This is a genomic window from Rhizobium hidalgonense, assembly GCF_005862185.2.
Classification (GTDB): domain Bacteria; phylum Pseudomonadota; class Alphaproteobacteria; order Rhizobiales; family Rhizobiaceae; genus Rhizobium; species Rhizobium hidalgonense.
The window spans coordinates 693,439-714,110 of sequence record NZ_CP054027.1 but is presented as its reverse complement, the minus strand read 5'-3'; the positions used below and the strand labels follow the sequence as shown (position 1 = coordinate 714,110).

Below are 20,672 nucleotides of genomic sequence, written 5' to 3'. Positions count from 1 at the left end.
ACTGTCCATAGGAGGGGAAAACATGGGCCGCCTGCATATCGGAACGATCTCCGTCATATCGGCACTGTCGCTGAGCCTGACTTCGGCCTTCGCTGCCTCGCCCGCCCCTGTCGAGGCCGAGCACGGCATGGTCGTCACCGCCCAGCACCTGGCGACCGATGTCGGCGTCGAGGTGCTGAAGGGCGGCGGCAATGCCGTCGATGCCGCCGTCGCTGTTGGGTATGCGCTGGCGGTCGTCTATCCCTCGGCCGGCAATCTCGGCGGCGGCGGTTTCATGACCATCCGCCTGAAGGACGGTACCAAGACCTTTCTCGATTTTCGCGAACGTGCACCGCTAGCCGCCACGAAGACCATGTATCTCGATGCCAAGGGTGATATCGTGCCGCGCGCCAGCCTCGACGGTTATCTCGCCGTCGGCGTTCCCGGCTCCGTCATGGGCTTTGAAACCGCCCGCGAGAAATACGGCACGAAGTCGCGCCAGGATCTGATCGGACCGGCGCTCCGCTTCGCTAGGGAAGGTTTCACACTGGAACAGGGCGACGCCGCAACCCTCTCCGGCAACGCCAAACGCCTCGCCAAGGACGAGGCGGCGGCGAAGATCTTCCTGAAATCCGATGGCAAACCCTATGCATCGGGCGAAAAGCTCCAGCAGCCCGACCTCGCTGCGGTCCTAGCAAGCATCTCCGAAAAAGGTCCCGACGCCTTCTACAAGGCCGCGCCGGCCGAGGCGATCGTCAAGGCGAGCCAAGCCAAGGGCGGCATCCTCGCCAAGGAGGATTTTGAGCAATATGCCGTGCGCGAGTTGAAGCCGGTCGAGTGCAACTACCGTGGTTACGACATCATTTCCTCACCGCCGCCTTCCTCCGGCGGTGTCATCATCTGCGAGATCCTCAACGTCCTGGAGGGCTACCCGCTCTCCTATCTCGGCTACAACTCGGCCGACACCGTGCACATCATGGTGGAGGCGATGCGCTACGCTTATGTCGACCGCAATGCTGCGCTCGGCGATCCCGATTTCGTCGAGAACCCGGTCGCAAAGCTCATCGACAAGAGCTACGCCAAAGAGATCGCAGCCAAGATCGATCCCTACAAGGCCGGCGCGTCGGCCAACCTGAAACCGCTCGGCGGCAAGGAAAGCACCGAGACGACGCATTATTCGATCATCGACGACGAGGGCAATGCGGTTGCCGTCACCTACACGCTGAACGGCTCTTTCGGCGCCGCCGTCGTGGCGCCGGGCACCGGTGTCCTGCTCAACAACGAGATGGACGATTTCACCTCCAAAACCGGCGTGCCGAACCTCTACGGCCTCGTCCAGGGCGAGGCGAATGCCATCGCTCCGAAGAAGACACCGCTCTCCTCGATGAGCCCCACGATCGTCACCCGCGACGGCAAGCCCTTCATGGTGATCGGCAGCCCCGGCGGCTCGCGCATCATTACCATCACGCTGGAGGCGATCCTCAACGTCGTCGATTTCGGCATGGATATTAGCCAGGCGGTGAACGCGCCGCGTATCCACCATCAATGGCAGCCCGACAAAATATATCTCGAACCCTATGCCATTTCGCCCGATACGGAAAAGACCCTCGCGGCCATGGGCTACAGCTTCGATGGCGGCAATGACGCACCGGTCTGGGGCCAGGCCGCCGGCATCCTCGTCGGCGGCAAAAGCCTCGCCGCCATCGAAAAGGGCGGCGGCGCCCGATACAACGGCGCCATGGACAGCCGGTCGGCGGAGGGCTCGGCCAACGGTTATTGACGGTTGGCTGAGTCCAGGCGGCAATCGCAATCTCTATTCATGTCACGGTGACAAAGTCGCCGTTCACAATTGGCTTGCCGCCCCCTATGCATGAGCGAACCCCGCAAGCAGGACGATTCCCGAATGGCCAGCATTGAAATGATTGTCGCCGCCCGTGCCCGTCTGCGCGGTTACGCGAGGCGCACACCGCTTCTCTCCTCCCCCTTCCTCAACGAGATCGCCGGTCGGCGGCTGTTGGTGAAGGCCGAATGCCTGCAGCATTCCGGCTCGTTCAAGTTTCGCGGCGGCTGGTCGGCCGTTTCCGGCCTTGATCCGGCGGTGCGCTCAAAAGGCGTTATCGCCTTCTCCTCCGGCAACCACGCCCAGGGCGTCGCGCTGGCCGCCAAGCTGCACAATATCCCCTCCGTCATCATCATGCCGAGCGATGCGCCGAAGCTGAAGATCGCCAACACCCGCGCCTTCGGTGCCGAAGTGGTGCTCTACGACCGTGTCAACGAAGACCGCGACGCGATCGGTGCGCGACTTTCGGCCGAGCGCGGCCTGACGCTGATCAAACCTTTCGATGAACCGCTTGTCATCGCCGGTCAGGGCACGACCGGCCTCGAAATCTCCGAGCAGGCGGAAGAAGAAGGCGTGACCTCAGCCGAAGTCCTCGTTCCCTGTGGCGGTGGCGGATTGACCTCCGGCATTGCGCTCGCCCTTGAAGCCAGCGCTCCCGGCTTTCGCGTCCGCCCCTGCGAGCCCAAGGATTTCGACGACACCACCCGCTCGCTCGCCTCCGGCAGGATCGAGCGCAACGTCTCGGTATCGGGCTCGATCTGCGATGCGATCGTCACCCCGCAGCCCGGAAACATCACCTTCCCGATCCTGAAGCGCCTCGCTGGCCCCGGCATCGTCGTTACCGATGAGGAGGCGCTGCGCGCCATGGCGCTCGCTTTCGTCAGGCTGAAGATCGTCGTCGAGCCCGGCGGCGCGGTGGCGCTGGCCGCCGCCCTCTTCCACGGCGAGATGCTGGAAAGCGAAACGGTCGTTGCCGTCACTTCGGGCGGCAACGTCGATGCCGATATCTTCGCCATGGCGCTCGAACGCTACGGCTGAGCGAAAGAGGACTCCTCGGCGCTATCGCCGCAGCATCATCCCGCCGCAAACGCGGTGGTGAATGCACCCGGCCTGTGACGGCCGGATGCATCCTGTTCCTGCTATCGCTCCTGAAGCGCCCGGCGGATCGCGATCTCGACCGGCGAATAGGCGCCGTCTTCCCGTTTGAGCCGGAGAGGTTCGGAAGGCGCAAGCCCGGGCTGCGCCATGAAGCGCGGCTCTTTGCCGCGATGCATCTGCGCGGCATGGATAAGGAAGGGATGGCACAGATAGACCGTGCCTGCCGCCCCCGTCGCCGAAGCAAGCGGCCGGTCTTCGCCAACGTGCTCCAGCCACAGATGCGCCATTCCAGGCTCGCCTGCCGGCGCCAGAAGGCGGGCGATATCCTTGTGCGAACCGACACGGATGCGGGTCGGCGCATCGTCCTCCCCAACATCCGAGAACAGGAAGAGCATCAGCAGCGCCCGCCCGCGTGAAGTGATGTTCACCCGCCAGGCAGAAAAATCCCGTTGCTCGTTCGGATCGGAATCCTCGCCGGGAAAACTCAGATCGACATGCCAGCCGGCGTCGCCTGGGTCATCGAGATGAGGAAAGCGGACCGGGAAACTGCCAAGCCCGGTGCGTGGTTCCCAGCGCCCTCTGCCGACAAGCTGGTCGAACGCCGAATGCAATACCGGTGTGTTGACGGCTTTCTCGAACGGGCCCCCGCCATAACCGGCAAGCCGTATGACTGGCTGCGTCCATGTCCTTGGATCATCCGCATCGAAGAGAATATCGCGCCACATGATGGCACGAGCCTCCTCGGCCAATTCGCAGGGAAAAGCCTCGTCGATCCGAGTAAAGCCGTCCTCGATGAATTGCTCGATTTGCCCGGCGCTCAGCGCCGGCGGGTAAACATTTGATGTCATGAAATATCTCTCTATCGCCAATCCTGCTGGCTCTTTTATTGGCCAGATGCAGGTGGTTGCCGTCCACGGCAACGCGCCAGCCGCGAAGGCTGGGATGCAGCCGCATCTTCCAATGCCTGCCCCAGGCAATGCCATTACCGGCTCAAGAAGAAGACCGAAGCGATATTGAGAGTGAGCATCTTCATAATGGTTCGAGACTAAAGCCATGCACCCCGCGTGGTCAATGCGGAGATATCAACTTATCCGCGCAGGGCTCCATGCACAGATTGCAGCACCAGTTCGGCAAGCCGCGCCGCAGCCGGCTGCGGTTCGGCTTCGGCCCGATGCAGGACCAGACCGAGCTTTGGCAAATCAGGCAAGCCGACCGCCTCGGGCACCAGCGGCCTGACCTTCGCCGGCAGGCCGACCGGCGTGCGGATGGTCAGGCCGAGGCCTGCCGCCGTCGCTGCCCAGAGACCGCCGAGGCTGGGGCTGACGAAGGCGAGCCGCCAGGAAATGCCGGCTTCGTCAAGCGCCCGGGTCGCCGCATTGCGCAGCAGGCACGGCGCCTCCAGCGAGGCGAGCGGCATCGGCTCGCCACTTGCCGCATGCCAGCCAGGCGATCCCTCGGCAGGTCCGATCCAGCACATCTGCACCTCGCCAATCCGCTCGCAATGCGCCGTCAGCTGACCATCGCTCCAGGCGAGCGCCAGATCGAGCTTGCCCGAGGTGACACGATCGATCAGTTCGGCATTGCGCACCACCCGCGCTTCGATGCGAACCTTCGGATGCGCCCGCGCAAAGCGGCCGAGCACCTCCGGCAGCAGGGTCTCGCCAAAATCCTCCTGCAGCCCCAGCCGCACCCAGCCTTCCAGCTCGATGCTGTGCACGGCCGCAGCCGCCTCGTCGTTGAGTTCCAGCAGCCGCCTGGCATAGGCAAGCATCGTCTCGCCGGCATCGGTGAGCGCCAGCCCGCGCCCGGCCTTGCGGAAGATTGCTGTACCCGCCTGCTGCTCCAGCTTCTTCAACTGCGCGCTCACCGCCGAGGTCGAGCGCCCGAGCTTTTCGGCCGCCTTGGCGAAATTGCCGAGCTCCATGCCGGTTGAAAAGGTGCGAAGCACATCGAGATCGAAGATCGTCCGTCGCATCACACAATCCTATTTTTCAGGATCATTGATCCATAAAATTCTCATTTTTAGTATGATCGTGCCGTGCGATAGTTCTGCTGTCAAGGCCGGCAAACGGCCTGAACCATGGAGATCCCGATGCCCTTTGTTCGTATTTCCCTTCGCAAAGGCAAGTCGCCGGAGTATCTTGCGGCACTCGCCGACACCATCCAGCGCGCCCTAGTCGAAACCTTCGACGTGCCGGAAAACGACCGCTTTCAAGCCATCCATCAGCACGATGAGAACGAGCTGATCTTCGACAGCAGCTATCTCGCCGGGCCGCGCTCCGGCGATTTCGTCTATATCTCGATCACCATCGGTCGGCCCCGCACGGCCGAGATGAAGGCCACGCTCTATCGCCGCCTGGCCGATCTCCTGGTGCAGTCGCCGGGCCTCCGGCCCGAGGATGTCATGGTCGTCATCAGCACAAGCGCCCCGGAAGACTGGTCCTTCGGCGACGGCATCGCCCAGATGACGAATCCTGATTGGCGGCTGCGGGCGGCCGGAGGCCAGCAATGACCGCTTCGAACCCGAAGACGATGACCGTCAGGCGTCCCGGAAAGGCGGTCCACTCGCCCGAGGGTGCCGCAACAGCACCTTTCTGGGTGGAGATGCTGCTCGAAGGCAGCGCCGACGGCGAAAATACTGCCATGCGCGCCACGCTTGATCCCGGCACCATCACCCGCTGGCACACGCACCCCAGAGGCCAGTTGCTCTATGTGCTATCGGGCCATGGGTTGACGCAGAACGAAGGCGGTCCGATCGAGTCATTGCGTGCCGGCGACGCGGTCTGGTTCGCGCCCGGCGAGCGCCACTGGCATGGCGCATCCGATGACAGCCCTTTCAGCTATCTCAGCATCCAGGCGTCGGAAAACGGCAGCGTCGTCGAATGGTTGCATCAGGTGGAGCGACGATCATGATCGCCATGCAATACAGCTTCACCCTGCCCGGTGATTACGACATGTCGATTATCGACCGGCGCATCCGCGACAAGGGTCCGCTGCTCGACGGCTTTCCCAATCTTGGTTTCAAAGCCTATCTCAGCGTGGGGAAGGGAGAGTTCGGCAGCCGCGACAATCTCTATGCACCCTTCTACCTCTGGCAAAAGCCGGAAGGGATAAGCGACTTCCTCTGCAGTCCCGGATTTGAGGCCTTGACCGGCGCCTTCGGCTGGCCGCAGGTGAGAACCTGGATCGTCTGGCAGGCAGAAGTCTCGGACGATATCGCCGCGGCTCGATTTGCCACACGCGATATCCTGCAAATGAAGCCTTACGCGCCGCTTGACGATATCCGTCGCGCCGACGGCGCGCAGACGGACGCGGAGATTGCGACGGGCGATGCACTCGCCTCCGTTTCCGGTTTCGAGCCGACGACATGGACGCGGGTTCGCTTCAGGCTATGGCGAGAGATCCCCGTGAGGGGTGAGCATATGCAGGCCTATCGCGTCGGCCACCTATCCCTGCCTCGAGCCTGAACTCAAACGGTTGTCCGGCGGTAGAAGGCGAGCGAGCCGGCAAGCGCCAGCAGCGCACCGCCGCAGGCGCGCTCCAGCCATAAGGCGCCCGAGGTTTTCAGGAAACGCACCGCCTGCGAGCCGAAGAAGGCGTAGCCGAACATGATGAGGAAATCGAGCGTGGCAAAGGTGAGCGCGAGCAGCACATATTGCGGCGCCTGCGGCAGCGTCGGATCGATGAACTGCGGCAGGAAGGCCGAGAAGAACAGGTAGCCCTTCGGATTGGTCGCCGCGACCATGAAGCTCTTCAGACCGATCGAGAAGGTCGACGTCACGCCGGCCGGCGCACCTGTTTTCAGCGCCGCATCGATCCCACCTTTCGAACGCAGCAGCATGATGCCGAGAAAGGCGAGATAGGCAGCACCTGCCCATTTCAGCATCGAGAACCAGAATTCCGAAGCCGCCAGCAGCGCGCCGAGCCCCACCGCCACGGCGCCGATCAGCACGAAATCGGAGAGTACCGCACCGATCATGCCGGCAATTGCTCGGCGCAGTCCATGCCGCGAACCGTTGGTCAGCGCCAGCAGCACCGTCGGCCCCGGCGTTGCGATACCGACAAAGGAAACGGCTGCAAAAGCCAGTAGCGTAACGATGTCCATGACGATCCCTCCGAACTAAGCGCTGTAGGAGAGGAAACTTGCATGCACCGCAGCCTTTGGCAATGCCCGGCGATCGGCGAATAAACCCGCTGCCTCTATTGAGGTGGCGGGCTTTCGAAGGGATGCAATCGGATCAGATACCGCTCTGGCCGTCGGAGCCGATATAGGCGATGCGGATCATATTGGTGGCGCCGGGCGTACCGAGCGGCACGCCGGCCGAGATGATGATGCGGTCGCCCGGCTTGCCAAAACCTTCGTCTGCGACGATGCGGCAGGCGCGGTTGACCATGTCGTCGAGATCGGTCGCGTCATGGGTAACGACGCAATGCAGGCCCCAGACGATCGCCAGACGGCGTGCCGTCTTGATGATCGGCGACAGCGCCAGGATCGGCACCTGCGGACGCTCGCGCGAGGCGCGAAGGCCTGTCGTGCCCGACGAGGTGTAGCAGACGATCGCCGACAGCTTCAGCGTTTCGGCGATCTGTCGGGCGGCCAGCGATATCGCGTCGGCACCGGTCGCTTCCGGCTGGGCGCGCTGGGCATAGATGATGCCGGGATAATGCGGCTCGCGCTCAATGGCGCTGGCAATCGATGCCATGGTCGAGACGGCTTCGACCGGATAGTCGCCCGAGGCCGATTCGGCCGAGAGCATGACGGCATCAGCACCTTCGAAGACGGCGGTTGCGACGTCTGAAACTTCAGCGCGTGTCGGCACGGGTGCTGAGATCATCGATTCCAGCATCTGCGTGGCGACGACCACCGGTTTGCCCGAACGGCGGCAGGCGCGGATCAACTGCTTCTGGATACCGGGAACCGCTTCGAGCGGCATTTCGACGCCGAGATCGCCGCGGGCAACCATCAAGGCGTCGGAAAGCTCGATGATTTCCTCGATACGCTCGAGAGCCTGCGGCTTTTCGATCTTCGACATCAGGCCGACACGACCACGGGCGATCTTGCGCACTTCGGCAAGGTCGTCGGGACGCTGGACGAAGGACAGCGCCACCCAGTCGACATCGTCGGTTGCAAGCACCGCGTCGAGATCGGCGCGGTCCTTATCAGTCAGCGCGCCGACGCCGAGCAGCGTGTCGGGAAGGCTGACGCCCTTGCGGTCGGAGATGCGCGTGCCCGAAATAACCGTGGTGACGATGCTCTTGCCGTCGCATTTTTCGGCGCGCAGCGCCAGCTTGCCGTCGTCGATCAGCAGGCGGTGGCCGGGCTGCACCGATTCCAGAATCTCGGGGTGCGGCAAATAGACACGGTTCTGGTCGCCGAGCGCTTCGTTGTTGTCGAGCGTGAAGGTCTGGCCGGGTTTCAGGTCGACCTTGCTGTCGACGAATTTGCCGACTCGGAGTTTCGGTCCCTGCAGGTCGGCGAGAATGCCGATCGGCCGGCCGGAGCGCGTCTCGACCGAGCGAATGCGCTGGATGAGCGTACGCATCAGGTCGTGGCTCGCATGGCTCATATTGATGCGGAAGACATCGGCACCGGCCTGGTGCAGCTTCTCGATCATCGATTCCTCGGCGGAGGCTGGCCCGAGGGTGGCGAGGATTTTAATTTTGCGATTACGCTTCATCAATTCTGGCTTTCTTGCGTCCCTGGGGTGTCGGAGAGTTGGACCATCCAGCTGCCCTGGCGGCCCGTGTCATATTCCTTGAAGCCCATCTTCTGGTAACCGCGGGCATAACAATCCTGCACACCCGAGATCTTGAATTCATTTTCCGCCACGCACATCTGCACGTCACCCGTCCATCGTCCTCCCCGGGCAGCGTCCTCTGCGTAGAGGTAGTAATAACGCGACTGCAATTCTCCCTCGATCAACGTGGCGCAGGTCGTTGCCGGCACCTGCCACCAGCCTTCCGTCATCCAGCCATCCTTGGCCCGATAACCGATCGCCACGCCGACGAGATTTTGCGTTCCGTTGCAGACGCGAAAATCGGCGCGCGCGGCATCTGCGATGAAAAACGGCATAAAAGCTGCAAGAGCAAACAGAGCGAGACGGACCAGCGGTCCGGACCGCGTGAGGAAACTTGGCGCGGCTTGGATCAACACGGCTCCCAAATAGCTCCACGGTTATTCGTATCCGTGTCTTCTTGCGCCGCCGTCAAGCGAAAGTCAACGCAATGCTAATCGATTATATTTCCTTTCACAAACCGCCTTCGAGGTCCGGCTCAACCGCTATCCGCCTGCGGCGCTTGAACCCGCCGCAGCCGCATGCGATCACTGCACCCGACTGCGCAATGACAAACGGCAATTCCTGATGGACGACTTCCAATCCTTCGAAATCCTATCCGGCAAACATGACAAAGGCATGGTGATCCTCGCAGACCACGCGATGAACCGCCTTCCCGCGCGATATGACCGGCTCGGCCTGCCGGACGCCGCCTTCGCCCGTCACATTGCCTATGACATCGGCATCGAGGGGCTGACGCGGAAGCTTTCGGCGAGACTCAGCGTGCCGGCGGTGCTCGGCGGCTTCTCACGCCTGCTGATCGACCCTAACCGCGGGGAAGACGATCCGACGCTGATCATGAAAATATCAGACGGCGCCGTCATATCAGGCAATCATCCGATCACGCCGCAGGAGTGGGAAAACCGCATCGAAACCTTCCACCGCCCCTATCACGATGCGGTGGCCACGACGATCGACAGGGTGGCGAACGCCACCGGCAAAGCGCCGCTGGTGCTGTCGCTGCACTCCTTCACACCCGCCTGGAAAGGTGTCCCCCGCCCCTGGCACGCCGCCGTGCTTTGGGACAGCGACCGTCGCGCCGTCGGCCCGCTGCTTGACATGCTGCGCGCAGATCCCGATCTCGTCGTCGGTGACAATGAGCCCTATGACGGCGCGCTGAAGGGCGATACCATGTACCGCCACTGCATGATGACAGGCATTCCGCATGCGCTGCTCGAAGTACGGCAGGACCTGATCGAAGACGAGAGCGGCATATCGGCATGGGCCGAACGCCTGGCGCCGATATTTGCAGCGATGAACGCCGATCCCGCCTTGCACGGATACGACGTCCATCTCTCGCGCACCGGTCCCTATTGAGGGATGGACCCTGTTGAATGAAAGGAAGCGAGATGACCGCGCTCAGCAAAGAACAGCAGACCGAATTCGAGGCAGCCGCCTTCCGCCGCCTTGTCGCGCATCTTCGTGAACGCAGTGAAGTGCAGAACATCGACCTGATGAATCTGGCCGGCTTTTGCCGCAACTGCCTGTCGAACTGGTACCGCGAAGCCGCCGAGGCCGAAGGAGTCCCGGTTACCAGGGACGAATCGCGCGAGATGGTCTATGGCATGCCTTATGAAGACTGGAAGAAACTCCACCAAAACGAGGCCTCGCCTGTGCAAAAGGCTGCTTTTGAACTGCACAACCCACACAAATAGCTCGGGCGGCCGACAACAGCCTTGACCGTGACGCCGCTTCGCGGCAGTCACGTGCCTTCAAAATTGATCATCCCCAACCAGGAGAACACGATGTCTGATGCTCATGGCGTCGCCCGCGACCAGCTCCGCGCTTTCATCGAGCGCATTGAACGGCTGGAAGAAGAAAAGAAGACCATCGCCGACGACATCAAGGACGTCTATGGCGAAGCCAAGGGAATGGGCTTCGATACCAAGATCCTGAAGAAGGTCGTGGCGCTGCGCAAGAAGGACGAGCAGGAGCGCATGGAAGAGGAAGCCATCCTCGACACTTACCTGCACGCACTCGGCATGATCGAGTCGCCGCCGGAAGGCTGATCGCCCCTCATTGCTGATATGCCGATAAGCCGCCGGACCACCCGGCGGCTTATCTTTTGGGTAGACTACACAAGCCATAACGACCGCCCCGCCGGTCGGAGCAGCCAAAAAGAAAAACCGCCGGATCGCTCCGACGGTTTTGATGTTCAGGTATCGGCCGGCTCAGTTCGTGTTGAACTTGCGCACTTCCATGAAGTTCACAGCCGTGCCGCTGAAGCGGGCCGGGTCGACCGAAGCGGTCTTGACGTTGAAGCCCTCGGCATACACGGCGGTCGGCTGGGCGCGCATCGTCCGGCTGACGAAGCGTGGCGCCTTCACCTGCTTGGAGGCCATTTCCAGACGGGCATTGGTCAGCGCCCACTGCGAAATCATCTTCTGCGTCAGCTTCGGCTCGGTGCGAACAGTCGCGCGGCTGGCGTCCGCCGCGGCGGCTTCCTTGTGTGTCGGGCGGCCGCCCTTGGTGGGCAGAGCCTGCGACACGGCGTTTTCGGCGGCCGGTTCATCAAAGCCGTCGCCGAAGCTTGCCGATTTTGTCATCGGCGCCAAGGCTGCGAGCTCGAGCGGCGGCTTTGCGGCGGGCGCCTTCTGCGTCATCGCGGCGTTGATTGCCTGCTCGACCGTCATCTCAGGCGCATGCGCGGCAACCTGGTTTTCCTCACCCTTGTTCTGCTGGTCGAGCGCATCGGCGACGGCAGGAGACAGTCCGCCGTCCTGATCCGCCTCGTCGGCCTCTGCTTCCGGATCGGCATTGGCCGCAGCCAGAAGGTTCTCGGCAACGGCGGGGCGTTCGACCGGGGTCGGAACCGGCATTCCGGTCAGCATGGCAGGATCGGTCGATGCGACCTCAGCGTCGCCGGGCGCGCGGCGCTGGCCAAGAAGCAAGGGAACCGGGATGCTGTAGGCGCTGAGATCGGCGAATTGCTGCGGCTGGGCCTGATCGGCCGGAAGCGCTGCGGCAAGGGCCTGCTGGGCGGCATTACCCGAAGACGGTGCGACGAGCGCGCTCGCCACGTCGCTGCCGGCCGGCTGGTTGCTGAAGGCCGGGCGAACCTGCGGCACCGGTGCGTTCAGATCGGCGACTTCGGTCTGCTGCGGCTCGGCAGGCGCGGGCTCGGCCTTCGGCGGCGTCGCCTTGGCGACGGCGACAGGCGTCGAATCGTCGTTCTCGTCTTCCTGCTCGTCAGCCCCGCCGCCAAAGAGTGCTTCGAACAGCGTCTTATGCTTCGGCGCCGATTCGGAAGCGCTGGCGATTTCGATCTGCGTACCGCTGACTCGGCGCTTGTAGTCAGCCATCGCTTGCTGATAACCCGGCAGCGGCTTGCCGTCGGCCGGAATATGGATGGTGTTGCCGTTCGGGAAGAGCCGGACAAGCTCGTCGCGGCTCATGCGCGGCCAGGCGCGCACGCCGCCAACATCCATGTGCACAAAGGGCGAGCCCGATTTCGGATAGAAGCCGACGCCGCCGACCTGCATCTTCATGCCGATCCCGCGCAATGTCGCAAGCTTAACGTCCGGAATGAAGAAGTCCATCGCCTTGCCGAGCATGTGCTGGCTCTTTTCGGCGACGCCCGAATTGCGCGAGCGACCACGCAGCATCTCGTTTGTACCCGGCGAACGGAAACCGCAGACGACGTTGATATAATCCCTGGAACCGCTCTGGCGATAAACTTCCCAGATCAGGTCGAAAAGGCGCGGGTCCATCTTCGTCGGCTGGTTCTTGCGCCAGTCGCGCAGGAAGCGGTTCAGCTGCTCCAGACCCTTCGGGTCGAACTTGCCGTTGCGCTTGTAGGTGATGACTGCTTTTTCGCCGGTATGGATGAAATAGAGCTTGAGGCTGCGGGTGTCACCCGCTGCCTCAGAAGGCGTACTGACGAATACCGGTGAGGAAACCGCGAGCGCAAGAAGGGCGGCTGCTACCGTCCTTATTGCCTTTCCGCAGATGTCGGCGCACAACAAGCGCCAGCTCAAGCGCGAAGGCTTGGAATTCCCATTCAGATTCGGCAACTCGATCCCCGTCAGACAGACAATGTCCCGTACTGTCTCAGATGACTGTCAAATGCGGTCACACGATGGCAAAAATGCCACACATGATCAACCTTTTCTTTACATAGTGAACGAGCCACTAACAAGTGGTTTATGATCAGTAACAAATCGTGGTTGCCTTAGTCTTAACAAAAAGCCTTAAGCCGCATCTTTCTGGGGATTATCGGGGTCTATGCCGTAATCTTTGAGCTTGCGATAAAGTGTGGACCGGCCGATGCCAAGTTTGCGCGCTACTTGACTCATCTGCCCGCGATAAAATTTGAGCGCGAATCGGATGAGTTCCTCCTCGACATCCGCAAGCCTGCGCACGTCGCCTGAGGGATTGACGCTGGCGATTGCGTTTTCGGAGGCTTCCGACAGACGGTGGTGCACCTCTCCCGAGATCGATGCCCTGAACTCCTCACCATAACTGTCGTCGGGATCGAGGCCGGTATTGTCGGCAACGAGGGCCAGGTGATCCACGACTTCGTATTCCGGAAGCTGGGCGGCGATCTGCGGGAAGTCCCCTTCCGTCAGCTCCGGCCCTTCGGCCAGAACGACCGCGCGGAAGATCGCATTTTCGAGCTGGCGGATATTGCCCGGCCAGTCATAGGCGGTCAGCAGCGCCAGCGCGCCTGAGTTGACCGTCATGCGGCGACCGTTCTTCTGCTCGCTGGAGAAGCGGTCGGCAAAGACGCGCACCAGATGCGGAATATCTTCCTTGCGCTTGCGTAGCGCCGGGATGGTGATCGGGAAGACGTTGAGGCGATAGTAGAGATCCTCGCGGAAATGGCCGTTCTTGACCTCCTCGATCAGATCCTTGTTGGTTGCCGAGATCAGCCGGACATTGACCTTGTGTGCGGTGCGCGCACCGACGGTTTCGATCTCGCCCTGCTGCACGGCGCGCAACAGCTTCACCTGCACCTCGAGCGGCAGGTCGCCGATCTCGTCGAGGAAGATGGTGCCGCCGTCGGCTTCCATGAATTTGCCGATATGGCGCTCGGTCGCGCCGGTGAATGCGCCCTTCTCGTGACCGAAGAGAATGCTCTCGACGAGATTGTGCGGGATCGCCCCGCAATTGACCGTGACGAACGGCTTGTTCGAGCGGTCGCCCCCGGACTGGATGGCGCGCGCCACCAGCTCCTTGCCGACGCCGGATTCGCCTTCGAGCACGACCGGAATGTTGGACTGCGCTGCTCGTTGGGCAAGATCGATGACGCGAAGCATCGCTGGGCTTGCCGAGACGATGTCGTCGAAACCGACCGCGCCTGAGCGCGACCGGCGTCCGGCCCGCGCCTTCACCTCGCGCTGATCAAGCTTCATCGCATTCGAGATCGACGTGGCGATGCGTTCAGGCGAGACCGGCTTGACGACGAAATCGAAGGCGCCGGCGCGCATTGCCTGCACCACGGTCTCGATGCCGCCCTGCCCCGTCTGCACGATCACCGGGATCTGCGTACCGAATTCGTGAAGCGCGTCGAGGAATTCGAGGCCGGTCATCTCCGGCATCATCAGGTCGAGCACGATGACGTTGAAAAGGCCGCTGTCACGCTTGACCATTTCCAAGCCGATGCGGCCGTTTTCCGCCTGGTGCACGACATGGCCGTGACGCTCGATTGCGTTTTTGAGCAGGCGGCGCTGCACCGGGTCGTCCTCGACCACGAGGATTTGCCCTGCTCCCTTGAGCTCATTGTAACCGGTCATTGTCGCTCCACTTCATGCGAAACCATGAAGCCACTCTGGCAGAAAGGCTTGAACATCCAGTTTTGAGAAATAATTGCATTTTAACGATCGGAACGGGTCATTTTCGTGCCGAAGCGAGGCCTTTCATGCGCCGAAAGGCCCTTGATACGCGGCCTTCTCACGCTTATTCAAACAGACTGTTATGAAAGTGGAGAGGAATTGCGCCCATGAAAATCAAGCTCCCGCACGCCCGCCTTCTCTTGTCGGCAGCAGCGCCGGGTGGGGCCGCCGATCCCGCGCTCGGCGCTCTGCCGGTCTGGAAGCTGCAGGATCTTTATCCCTCCGCCACCTCGACCGCCTTCGTTGCCGACATGGAAAAGGCCGGCAAAGCCGCAATCGCCTTTGAAGAAAAGTGGAAGGGCAAACTCGCCGAGGCGGCAACCAAGTCCGGGGCCGAAGGCATCGGCGCGGCGCTGAAGGAATATGAGGCGCTGGACGATATCATGGGCCGCCTCGGCTCCTTCGCCGGCCTCACCTATTTCTCCGACACCACCGACCCGGCAAACGGTAAGCTCTACGGCGACGTGCAGACCAAGATCACCGAATTTTCCGGGCACCTGCTGTTCTTCGCGCTCGAACTCAACCGCATCGACGACGCGGTGATCGATGCCAGCATGATCCATGACCCCGCCGCCGGCCACTATCGCCCCTGGCTGGTCGACCTCCGGAAAGACAAACCCTACCAGCTCGACGATCGGCTGGAACAGCTCTTCCTCGAAAAGTCGATGACATCGGCCGCCGCCTTCAATCGCCTCTTCGACGAAACCATGGCGGAACTGCGCTATGAAATCGACGGCCAAAAAGTGCCGCTCGAAGTGGCGCTGAACATGCTGCAGGAGAAAGATCCCGAGGTGCGCCGCAAGGCCGCCATGGCGCTTGCCGAAACCTTCAAGGCGAATATCCGCATCTTCACCCTGATCACCAATACGCTCGCCAAGGACAAGGATATTTCCGACCGCTGGCGCGGCTTCGAGGACATCGCCGACTCCAGGCATCTGGCTAACCGTGTCGAGCGCGAGGTCGTCGATGCGCTCGCCGCAGCCGTCCGTGAAGCCTATCCCCGCCTTTCGCATCGCTATTACAAGATGAAAGCGAAATGGCTCGGCATGGAGCAGATGAATTTCTGGGACCGCAACGCGCCCCTGCCGGAAACCTCCAGTGCGGTCATCTCCTGGCCTGAGGCCAAGGATACGGTGCTTTCGGCCTACGGCAATTTCGCCCCCGAGATGGCGGATATCGCAAGGCGCTTCTTCGACGAACAATGGATCGATGCCCCGGTCCGCCCCGGCAAGGCGCCCGGCGCCTTCGCCCATCCGACGGTTCCGTCTGCCCACCCCTATGTGCTCATCAATTATATGGGCAAGCCGCGCGACGTGATGACGCTTGCCCATGAACTCGGGCACGGCGTGCACCAGGTTCTCGCCGGCGCGCAAGGGGCGCTGATGTGCCAGACGCCGCTGACGCTTGCCGAAACCGCTTCCGTCTTCGGCGAGATGCTGACCTTCCGCGCCCTGCTGGAAAAGACCAGCGACAAACGCGAGCGCAAGGCGATGCTCGCCCAGAAGGTCGAGGACATGATCAACACGGTCGTCCGCCAGATCGCCTTCTACGAATTCGAGCGTAAGCTCCACACCGCCCGCAAAGCAGGCGAACTCACCGCCGACGACATCGGCGAGCTCTGGCTCTCGGTCCAGTCGGAAAGCCTCGGGCCGGCGATCAACATTTCTGAAGGCTACGAGACCTATTGGGCCTATATCCCCCACTTCATCCACTCGCCCTTTTATGTCTACGCCTATGCTTTCGGCGATTGCCTGGTGAATTCGCTCTATGCCGTCTACCAGAAGGCCGAAACGGGCTTCCAGGAAAAGTATTTCGAACTGCTGAAGGCCGGCGGCACCAAGCATCACTCGGAGCTTTTGAAGCCATTCGGCCTCGACGCCACCGATCCGTCGTTCTGGAGCCAGGGCCTGTCGATGATCGAAGGGCTGATTGATGAGTTGGAAGCGCTAGATAGGACGTAAGTCTCGATTGAGGCCAGAAAGAGCGAATCTCATGGTGGGCTGTTGATCCGCCAGCAGCATTCTGCAACGTCCAAGAGGAATCATGACGGCAGCTCCCTCTCCCTCATTCCTGTGGCCTCAGGGCCTTGCCCGAGGGATGTCACAGGAATCCAGCGCGCCCAAGTCCTTGGGCACGGGAGACTCTGGGCCTATCGTAAATAAGTCATTCACGGCGCAGACGCGCCGTGGCTGGATTCCTGTGACATCCCTCGGGTCAAGCCCTAGGACAGGAATGAGGGAGGTGGGTATTACTACGGTCTCGGCCAACCGCCGCGAAACCACGAACTTCACGTCGTCCGGCATCGCAGAGAACAAAGCCGTCGCCAGCGTCGGATAACCAAGCAAGATGCGGCGCAACCATGTCTGATCCCTGTATCCTCTTCCGCGACGACACATCAGGCCAGGTGATGTTTTTCGCCGAGCCGGCTGAGATCATCATCGCGCGGACGCGCGCCGAATTCTTCGCCGGCCTTATCAGAATGGAGCAGGCCCAGGCCGAGGGCAAATGGCTCGCCGGCTATATGGCCTACGAGGCCGGATATCTCTTCGAGGAAAAACTCGCGGCCTTCGCTAACGAAAACCGCGAAACGCCGCTGCTCTGTTTCGGCGTCTTCGACGCGCCGCAGCCGGACACACACCCGCTCGCCCAGCCAAAACAGCGCCTCGAAAACGAGGAATTCCTCACCGCTCCGAAAGCCGCCTGGGATTTCCCCATATATAAAGAGCGCTTCGACCGTCTTCACAATCATCTGCGGCTCGGAGACGCCTATCAGGCCAACCTCACCATGCCAGTCGAGGCCAGCTGGAACGGCGATCCGCTTACGGCTTTCTGGTCGCTGATCGAACGCCAGCCGGTCAAATACGGCGCACTTGTCGATCTCGGCGGCCCGATCATCCTATCGCGGTCACCCGAACTCTTCTTCCGCACCGATGAAGAGGGCTGGATCGAGACCCATCCGATGAAGGGCACGGCAAAACGCGGCGCTACGCCGGCCGAGGACGCCGAAATCGTCGAGGCCATGCGCAGCGATATCAAAACGCAGGCCGAAAACCGCATGATCGTCGATCTGCTGCGCAACGACATTTCCCGGATCACCGAGGTCGGCACGCTCGACGTCCCGAAACTCTTCGACATCGAGACCTATCCGACCGTCCACCAGATGGTGAGCCACGTCCAGGCCCGACTGCGCCCGGGCCTTGCGATCCGCGACATCTTTGCCGCCCTCTTTCCTTGCGGCTCGATCACCGGCGCGCCGAAGATCAGGGCAATGGAAATCCTCCACGCGCTCGAGGATGTCCCGCGCGACGCCTATTGCGGCGCAATCGGCATGATCTCGCCGACCGGCGCCATGCGCTTTTCCGTCGCCATCCGCACCATCACGCTTTTTGACGGCGGCCGGGCAATCTTCAATGTCGGCGGCGGCATCGTCTTCGATTCCACCGCCGAGGCCGAATATGAGGAATGCCTGCTCAAGGCCCGCTTCGCCGTCGGCGAGCAATGGATCGCACGATGATCGATTTTTCGCTGATCGAGACACTGCGCTGGCAGCCCGGCGACGGTTTTATCCGCCTGCGTCTGCATCTCGCCCGGCTTTCCCGCTCCGCCCGCCGTCTCGGCTTCCCGCAGCCGATCGACGCCGTGGCGAGACTGGACGAAGCCGTTGCGGGCGCTCGCGGCCCGCTGCGGATCCGGCTGACCTTCGACGCCCAAGGCCGCATCGAGGTGACGAGCGCCGCCTTCGCGCCTCTTGCGCCCGATGCCACCTGGACCGTGCGCATCGCCGAGACCCGCCTTGATTCCGCCGATAAGCTGCTGCGCGTCAAAACCACGCGCCGCGCCGTCTACGAGGCCGCACGCGCCGAATATGCCTTGGCACAGGCCGATGAAGTCATCCTGTTGAACGAGCGCGGCGAGGTCTGCGAGGGCACCATCACCTCAATCTTCCTGGATGATGGAACCGGCATTCTGCGCACTCCGCCGATCTCCTGCGGCCTGCTTGCCGGCGTGCTGCGCACCGAGCTCATCTGCGCGCGCAAGGCCCGCGTCAGCCGGCTGACGCTTGCCGATCTCGATGCCGGCGCGCTGTATATCGGCAACTCGCTGCGCGGCCTAATCCGCGCCAACCTTATCAGGAACTGAGCATGTTCATCCTCTCCCTCACCTATCTCAAATCCAATGACGAAGCCGACCGGCACATGGAGCCGCACATGGCCTGGGTGAATGAAGGTTATGCCAAGGGCTGGTTCCTCGCCTCCGGCCGCAAGGTGCCGCGCACCGGCGGCGCGATCTTCGCGATCGGCGACCGCACCACCATCGAGGCCTATGTCGCCGCCGATCCCTTCACCATCCACGGCGTCGCCGCTTACGACATCACCGAGCTTGCGGTGACGACGACGGTAGAAGGACTGGAAATCCTGAAGCGCTGAAATTTTTGCAGCAGGCCGGGCAGATTCTCGCCGCCATCTCGCCCGCCCGATATTTGAGCTTTCCCCCTCAACACTCTTTATTGTGACGCCGATTTGTGGTTAGAGCCGGTCACCTCGCAATTTCTGCGGCAATTTCAAACGAATTCTTCGGGCTCTACGCCTTCGTCCCCTTCCACAGGAGAAAAGAATGACGGAACAGAACTATCCGGTATATGCCGAAATCACCGGTCCGATCGTGATGATCGGCTTTGGCTCCATCGGCCGCGGCACCCTGCCCCTGATCGAGCGCCATTTCAAATTCGACAAGAGCCGGATGGTCGTCATCGACCCGCGCGAAGAGCCCTCCGACATGGAGATCCTGAAGAAGCACGGCGTTCGCCACATCAAGGAATATGTCACCAAGGAAAATTACAAGGAACTGCTGAAGCCGCTGCTGACGGAAGGCGAGGGCCAGGGCTTCTGCGTCAACCTCTCGGTCGACACCTCCTCGCTCGACATTATCAAGCTCTGCCGCAAGCATGACGTACTCTACGTCGACACCGTCGTCGAACCCTGGCTCGGCTTCTATTTCGACAAAGGCATGAGCAATGCCGACCGCACCAACTATGCGCTGCGCGAAACCGTGCGCAAGGAAAAGGCGAAGAACCCAGGCGGCGCTACTGCCGTTTCCACCTGCGGCGCCAATCCGGGCATGGTCTCCTGGTTCGTCAAGCAGGCACTCGTCAACCTTGCCAACGACACCGGCCTGAAGTTCGAGGAACCGGACCAGCACGATCGCGAAGGCTGGGCCAAGCTGATGAAGAAGCTCGGCGTCAAGGGCGTCCACATCGCCGAGCGCGACACCCAGCGCACGAAGCATCCGAAGCCGCTCAACGTCTTCTGGAACACCTGGTCCGTCGAAGGCTTCATTTCCGAAGGCCTGCAGCCGGCCGAACTCGGCTGGGGCACGCATGAAGAGTGGATGCCGAAGAACGCCAAGAAGCACAAGAAGGGCAACAAGGCGGCGATCTACCTGGAACAGCCGGGCGCCAACACCCGCGTGCGCACATGGTGCCCGACGCCCGGCCCGCAATATGGCTTCCTCGTCACCCACAACGAGTCGATCTCGATCGCCGATTACTTCACGGTTCGCGACAAGGACGGCGAAGTGACCTTCCGCCCGACCTGCCATTATGCTTACCATCCGGCCAATGACGCCGTGCTCTCGCTGCATGAGATGTTCGGCAACGGCGGCACGGCCCAGCCGGTCCATCACGTTCTCGACGAGGACGAGCTGGAGGACGGCATCGACGAACTCGGCGTCCTGCTCTACGGCCATGAGAAGAACGCCTACTGGTATGGCTCGCGCCTGTCGCTCGAAGAAACGCGCCGCATCGCGCCCTACCAGAACGCCACCGGCCTGCAGGTGACTTCGGCCGTTCTCGCCGGCATGGTCTGGGCACTGGAAAACCCGAATGCCGGCATCGTCGAAGCCGACGAGATCGATTACAAGCGCTGCCTCGAAGTGCAGATGCCTTATCTCGGCCCGGTCGAGGGACATTACACCGACTGGACGCCGCTCGATGGCCGCCCGGGCCTCTTCCCGGAAGAGATCGACACCAAGGATCCGTGGCAGTTCAAGAACATTCTTGTTCGCTAAGATCGCTGACGCAACCCTGAA

Annotated in this window: 20 protein-coding genes; 13 read left to right on the top strand and 7 right to left on the bottom strand. The window is 61.9% G+C overall.

The annotated features are described in order from the left end of the window. The first annotated feature begins 22 nt into the window (after positions 1-22). Positions 23-1,759, top strand: coding sequence for a gamma-glutamyltransferase (gene ggt / locus FFM81_RS03315; RefSeq protein WP_097533152.1), 1,737 nt, complete (start codon positions 23-25; stop codon positions 1,757-1,759). 123 nt (positions 1,760-1,882) lie between these two features. Continuing rightward, a complete protein-coding gene (locus FFM81_RS03310; protein ID WP_097533151.1) occupies positions 1,883-2,857 on the top strand; it encodes a threonine ammonia-lyase in 975 nt (324 codons plus the stop codon). Positions 2,858-2,958: 101 nt separating this feature from the next. Here FFM81_RS03310 and FFM81_RS03305 read toward each other — a convergent pair whose 3' ends face one another. Both FFM81_RS03305 and FFM81_RS03300 read right to left on the bottom strand, forming a co-directional pair. Further along, positions 2,959-3,765 carry a phytanoyl-CoA dioxygenase family protein gene (locus tag FFM81_RS03305; protein ID WP_138385344.1) on the bottom strand — a complete coding sequence of 269 codons (807 nt, stop codon included), beginning with the start codon at positions 3,763-3,765 and terminating at the stop codon, positions 2,959-2,961. 239 nt (positions 3,766-4,004) lie between these two features. Beyond that, positions 4,005-4,892, bottom strand: a complete 888-nt coding sequence (locus FFM81_RS03300; RefSeq protein ID WP_128398509.1) for a LysR substrate-binding domain-containing protein — start codon at positions 4,890-4,892, stop codon at positions 4,005-4,007. Positions 4,893-5,009: 117 nt separating this feature from the next. Between FFM81_RS03300 and FFM81_RS03295 the strand changes: the two genes are divergently transcribed. Genes FFM81_RS03295 through FFM81_RS03285 form a run of 3 tightly spaced genes read left to right on the top strand, consistent with a single transcriptional unit; the run spans position 5,010 to position 6,384 of the window. Continuing rightward, the gene (locus FFM81_RS03295) at positions 5,010-5,429 is read left to right on the top strand and encodes a tautomerase family protein (protein ID WP_025417024.1); all 420 of its coding nucleotides are present in this window, start codon (positions 5,010-5,012) and stop codon (positions 5,427-5,429) included. Further along, on the top strand, positions 5,426-5,830 hold the full coding sequence (locus FFM81_RS03290) for a cupin domain-containing protein (protein ID WP_025417025.1): 405 nt from the start codon (positions 5,426-5,428) through the stop codon (positions 5,828-5,830). Before FFM81_RS03295 ends, FFM81_RS03290 begins: the two co-directional genes overlap by 4 nt. Continuing rightward, a complete protein-coding gene (locus tag FFM81_RS03285) occupies positions 5,827-6,384 on the top strand; it encodes a DUF4865 family protein (protein WP_025417026.1) in 558 nt (185 codons plus the stop codon). Before FFM81_RS03290 ends, FFM81_RS03285 begins: the two co-directional genes overlap by 4 nt. Positions 6,385-6,386: 2 nt before the next feature. Here the strand turns inward: FFM81_RS03285 and FFM81_RS03280 are convergent, their stop codons facing one another. The 3 genes from FFM81_RS03280 to FFM81_RS03270 all read right to left on the bottom strand — a co-directional run bounded on the left by FFM81_RS03280 (position 6,387) and on the right by FFM81_RS03270 (position 9,080). After that, positions 6,387-7,022, bottom strand: a complete 636-nt coding sequence (locus FFM81_RS03280) for a LysE family translocator (protein WP_003566476.1) — start codon at positions 7,020-7,022, stop codon at positions 6,387-6,389. A 133-nt stretch (positions 7,023-7,155) separates the two neighbouring features. After that, positions 7,156-8,595: a pyruvate kinase gene (pyk, locus tag FFM81_RS03275; RefSeq protein ID WP_003566478.1), complete on the bottom strand. Its 1,440-nt coding sequence runs from the start codon at positions 8,593-8,595 to the stop codon at positions 7,156-7,158. Next, positions 8,595-9,080 (bottom strand): DUF1036 domain-containing protein, encoded by a 486-nt coding sequence (locus FFM81_RS03270; protein WP_025417027.1) that lies wholly within the window; start codon positions 9,078-9,080, stop codon positions 8,595-8,597. Before FFM81_RS03270 ends, pyk begins: the two co-directional genes overlap by 1 nt. A gap of 199 nt (positions 9,081-9,279) precedes the next feature. Here FFM81_RS03270 and FFM81_RS03265 point away from each other — a divergent pair, with 199 nt between their 5' ends. From FFM81_RS03265 to FFM81_RS03255, 3 genes are all read left to right on the top strand, one after another. Continuing rightward, a complete protein-coding gene (locus tag FFM81_RS03265; RefSeq protein ID WP_003566481.1) occupies positions 9,280-10,068 on the top strand; it encodes an N-formylglutamate amidohydrolase in 789 nt (262 codons plus the stop codon). A gap of 32 nt (positions 10,069-10,100) precedes the next feature. Beyond that, on the top strand, positions 10,101-10,406 hold the full coding sequence (locus FFM81_RS03260; protein ID WP_003566483.1) for a DUF1244 domain-containing protein: 306 nt from the start codon (positions 10,101-10,103) through the stop codon (positions 10,404-10,406). A gap of 90 nt (positions 10,407-10,496) precedes the next feature. Beyond that, complete coding sequence (locus tag FFM81_RS03255) at positions 10,497-10,760, top strand: DUF2312 domain-containing protein (RefSeq protein WP_003585771.1); 264 nt, start codon at positions 10,497-10,499, stop codon at positions 10,758-10,760. Between the two features lie 162 nt (positions 10,761-10,922). Here the strand turns inward: FFM81_RS03255 and FFM81_RS03250 are convergent, their stop codons facing one another. Next, positions 10,923-12,764 (bottom strand): peptidoglycan L,D-endopeptidase MepK, encoded by a 1,842-nt coding sequence (locus tag FFM81_RS03250; RefSeq protein ID WP_037091550.1) that lies wholly within the window; start codon positions 12,762-12,764, stop codon positions 10,923-10,925. A 177-nt stretch (positions 12,765-12,941) separates the two neighbouring features. Then, positions 12,942-14,486: a sigma-54-dependent transcriptional regulator gene (locus tag FFM81_RS03245; RefSeq protein ID WP_003566488.1), complete on the bottom strand. Its 1,545-nt coding sequence runs from the start codon at positions 14,484-14,486 to the stop codon at positions 12,942-12,944. A 206-nt stretch (positions 14,487-14,692) separates the two neighbouring features. Between FFM81_RS03245 and FFM81_RS03240 the strand changes: the two genes are divergently transcribed. From FFM81_RS03240 to FFM81_RS03220, 5 genes are all read left to right on the top strand, one after another. Then, positions 14,693-16,546, top strand: coding sequence for a M3 family oligoendopeptidase (locus FFM81_RS03240; RefSeq protein ID WP_138385343.1), 1,854 nt, complete (start codon positions 14,693-14,695; stop codon positions 16,544-16,546). 398 nt (positions 16,547-16,944) lie between these two features. Continuing rightward, positions 16,945-18,099: an aminodeoxychorismate synthase component I gene (locus FFM81_RS03235; RefSeq protein WP_138385341.1), complete on the top strand. Its 1,155-nt coding sequence runs from the start codon at positions 16,945-16,947 to the stop codon at positions 18,097-18,099. Next, positions 18,096-18,725 (top strand): aminotransferase class IV family protein, encoded by a 630-nt coding sequence (locus FFM81_RS03230; protein WP_138385340.1) that lies wholly within the window; start codon positions 18,096-18,098, stop codon positions 18,723-18,725. The genes FFM81_RS03235 and FFM81_RS03230 overlap by 4 nt, the downstream gene beginning before the upstream one ends. A gap of 2 nt (positions 18,726-18,727) precedes the next feature. Beyond that, positions 18,728-19,012, top strand: coding sequence for a YciI family protein (locus FFM81_RS03225; protein ID WP_138385339.1), 285 nt, complete (start codon positions 18,728-18,730; stop codon positions 19,010-19,012). Between the two features lie 187 nt (positions 19,013-19,199). Next, positions 19,200-20,651, top strand: coding sequence for a homospermidine synthase (locus FFM81_RS03220; RefSeq protein ID WP_025417032.1), 1,452 nt, complete (start codon positions 19,200-19,202; stop codon positions 20,649-20,651). Positions 20,652-20,672: the final 21 nt, after the last annotated feature.

Coding starts and splice junctions, on each gene's coding strand:
- FFM81_RS03295 (WP_025417024.1), top strand. CDS start 5,010: ATGCCCTTTGTTCGTATTTCCCTTCGCAAAGGCAAGTCGCCGGAGTAT.
- FFM81_RS03255 (WP_003585771.1), top strand. CDS start 10,497: ATGTCTGATGCTCATGGCGTCGCCCGCGACCAGCTCCGCGCTTTCATC.
- FFM81_RS03260 (WP_003566483.1), top strand. CDS start 10,101: ATGACCGCGCTCAGCAAAGAACAGCAGACCGAATTCGAGGCAGCCGCC.
- FFM81_RS03230 (WP_138385340.1), top strand. CDS start 18,096: ATGATCGATTTTTCGCTGATCGAGACACTGCGCTGGCAGCCCGGCGAC.
- FFM81_RS03280 (WP_003566476.1), bottom strand. CDS start 7,022: ATGGACATCGTTACGCTACTGGCTTTTGCAGCCGTTTCCTTTGTCGGT.
- FFM81_RS03240 (WP_138385343.1), top strand. CDS start 14,693: ATGAAAATCAAGCTCCCGCACGCCCGCCTTCTCTTGTCGGCAGCAGCG.
- FFM81_RS03290 (WP_025417025.1), top strand. CDS start 5,426: ATGACCGCTTCGAACCCGAAGACGATGACCGTCAGGCGTCCCGGAAAG.
- FFM81_RS03300 (WP_128398509.1), bottom strand. CDS start 4,892: ATGCGACGGACGATCTTCGATCTCGATGTGCTTCGCACCTTTTCAACC.
- pyk (WP_003566478.1), bottom strand. CDS start 8,595: ATGAAGCGTAATCGCAAAATTAAAATCCTCGCCACCCTCGGGCCAGCC.
- FFM81_RS03245 (WP_003566488.1), bottom strand. CDS start 14,486: ATGACCGGTTACAATGAGCTCAAGGGAGCAGGGCAAATCCTCGTGGTC.
- FFM81_RS03235 (WP_138385341.1), top strand. CDS start 16,945: ATGTCTGATCCCTGTATCCTCTTCCGCGACGACACATCAGGCCAGGTG.
- FFM81_RS03265 (WP_003566481.1), top strand. CDS start 9,280: ATGGACGACTTCCAATCCTTCGAAATCCTATCCGGCAAACATGACAAA.
- ggt (WP_097533152.1), top strand. CDS start 23: ATGGGCCGCCTGCATATCGGAACGATCTCCGTCATATCGGCACTGTCG.
- FFM81_RS03305 (WP_138385344.1), bottom strand. CDS start 3,765: ATGACATCAAATGTTTACCCGCCGGCGCTGAGCGCCGGGCAAATCGAG.
- FFM81_RS03310 (WP_097533151.1), top strand. CDS start 1,883: ATGGCCAGCATTGAAATGATTGTCGCCGCCCGTGCCCGTCTGCGCGGT.
- FFM81_RS03220 (WP_025417032.1), top strand. CDS start 19,200: ATGACGGAACAGAACTATCCGGTATATGCCGAAATCACCGGTCCGATC.
- FFM81_RS03285 (WP_025417026.1), top strand. CDS start 5,827: ATGATCGCCATGCAATACAGCTTCACCCTGCCCGGTGATTACGACATG.
- FFM81_RS03225 (WP_138385339.1), top strand. CDS start 18,728: ATGTTCATCCTCTCCCTCACCTATCTCAAATCCAATGACGAAGCCGAC.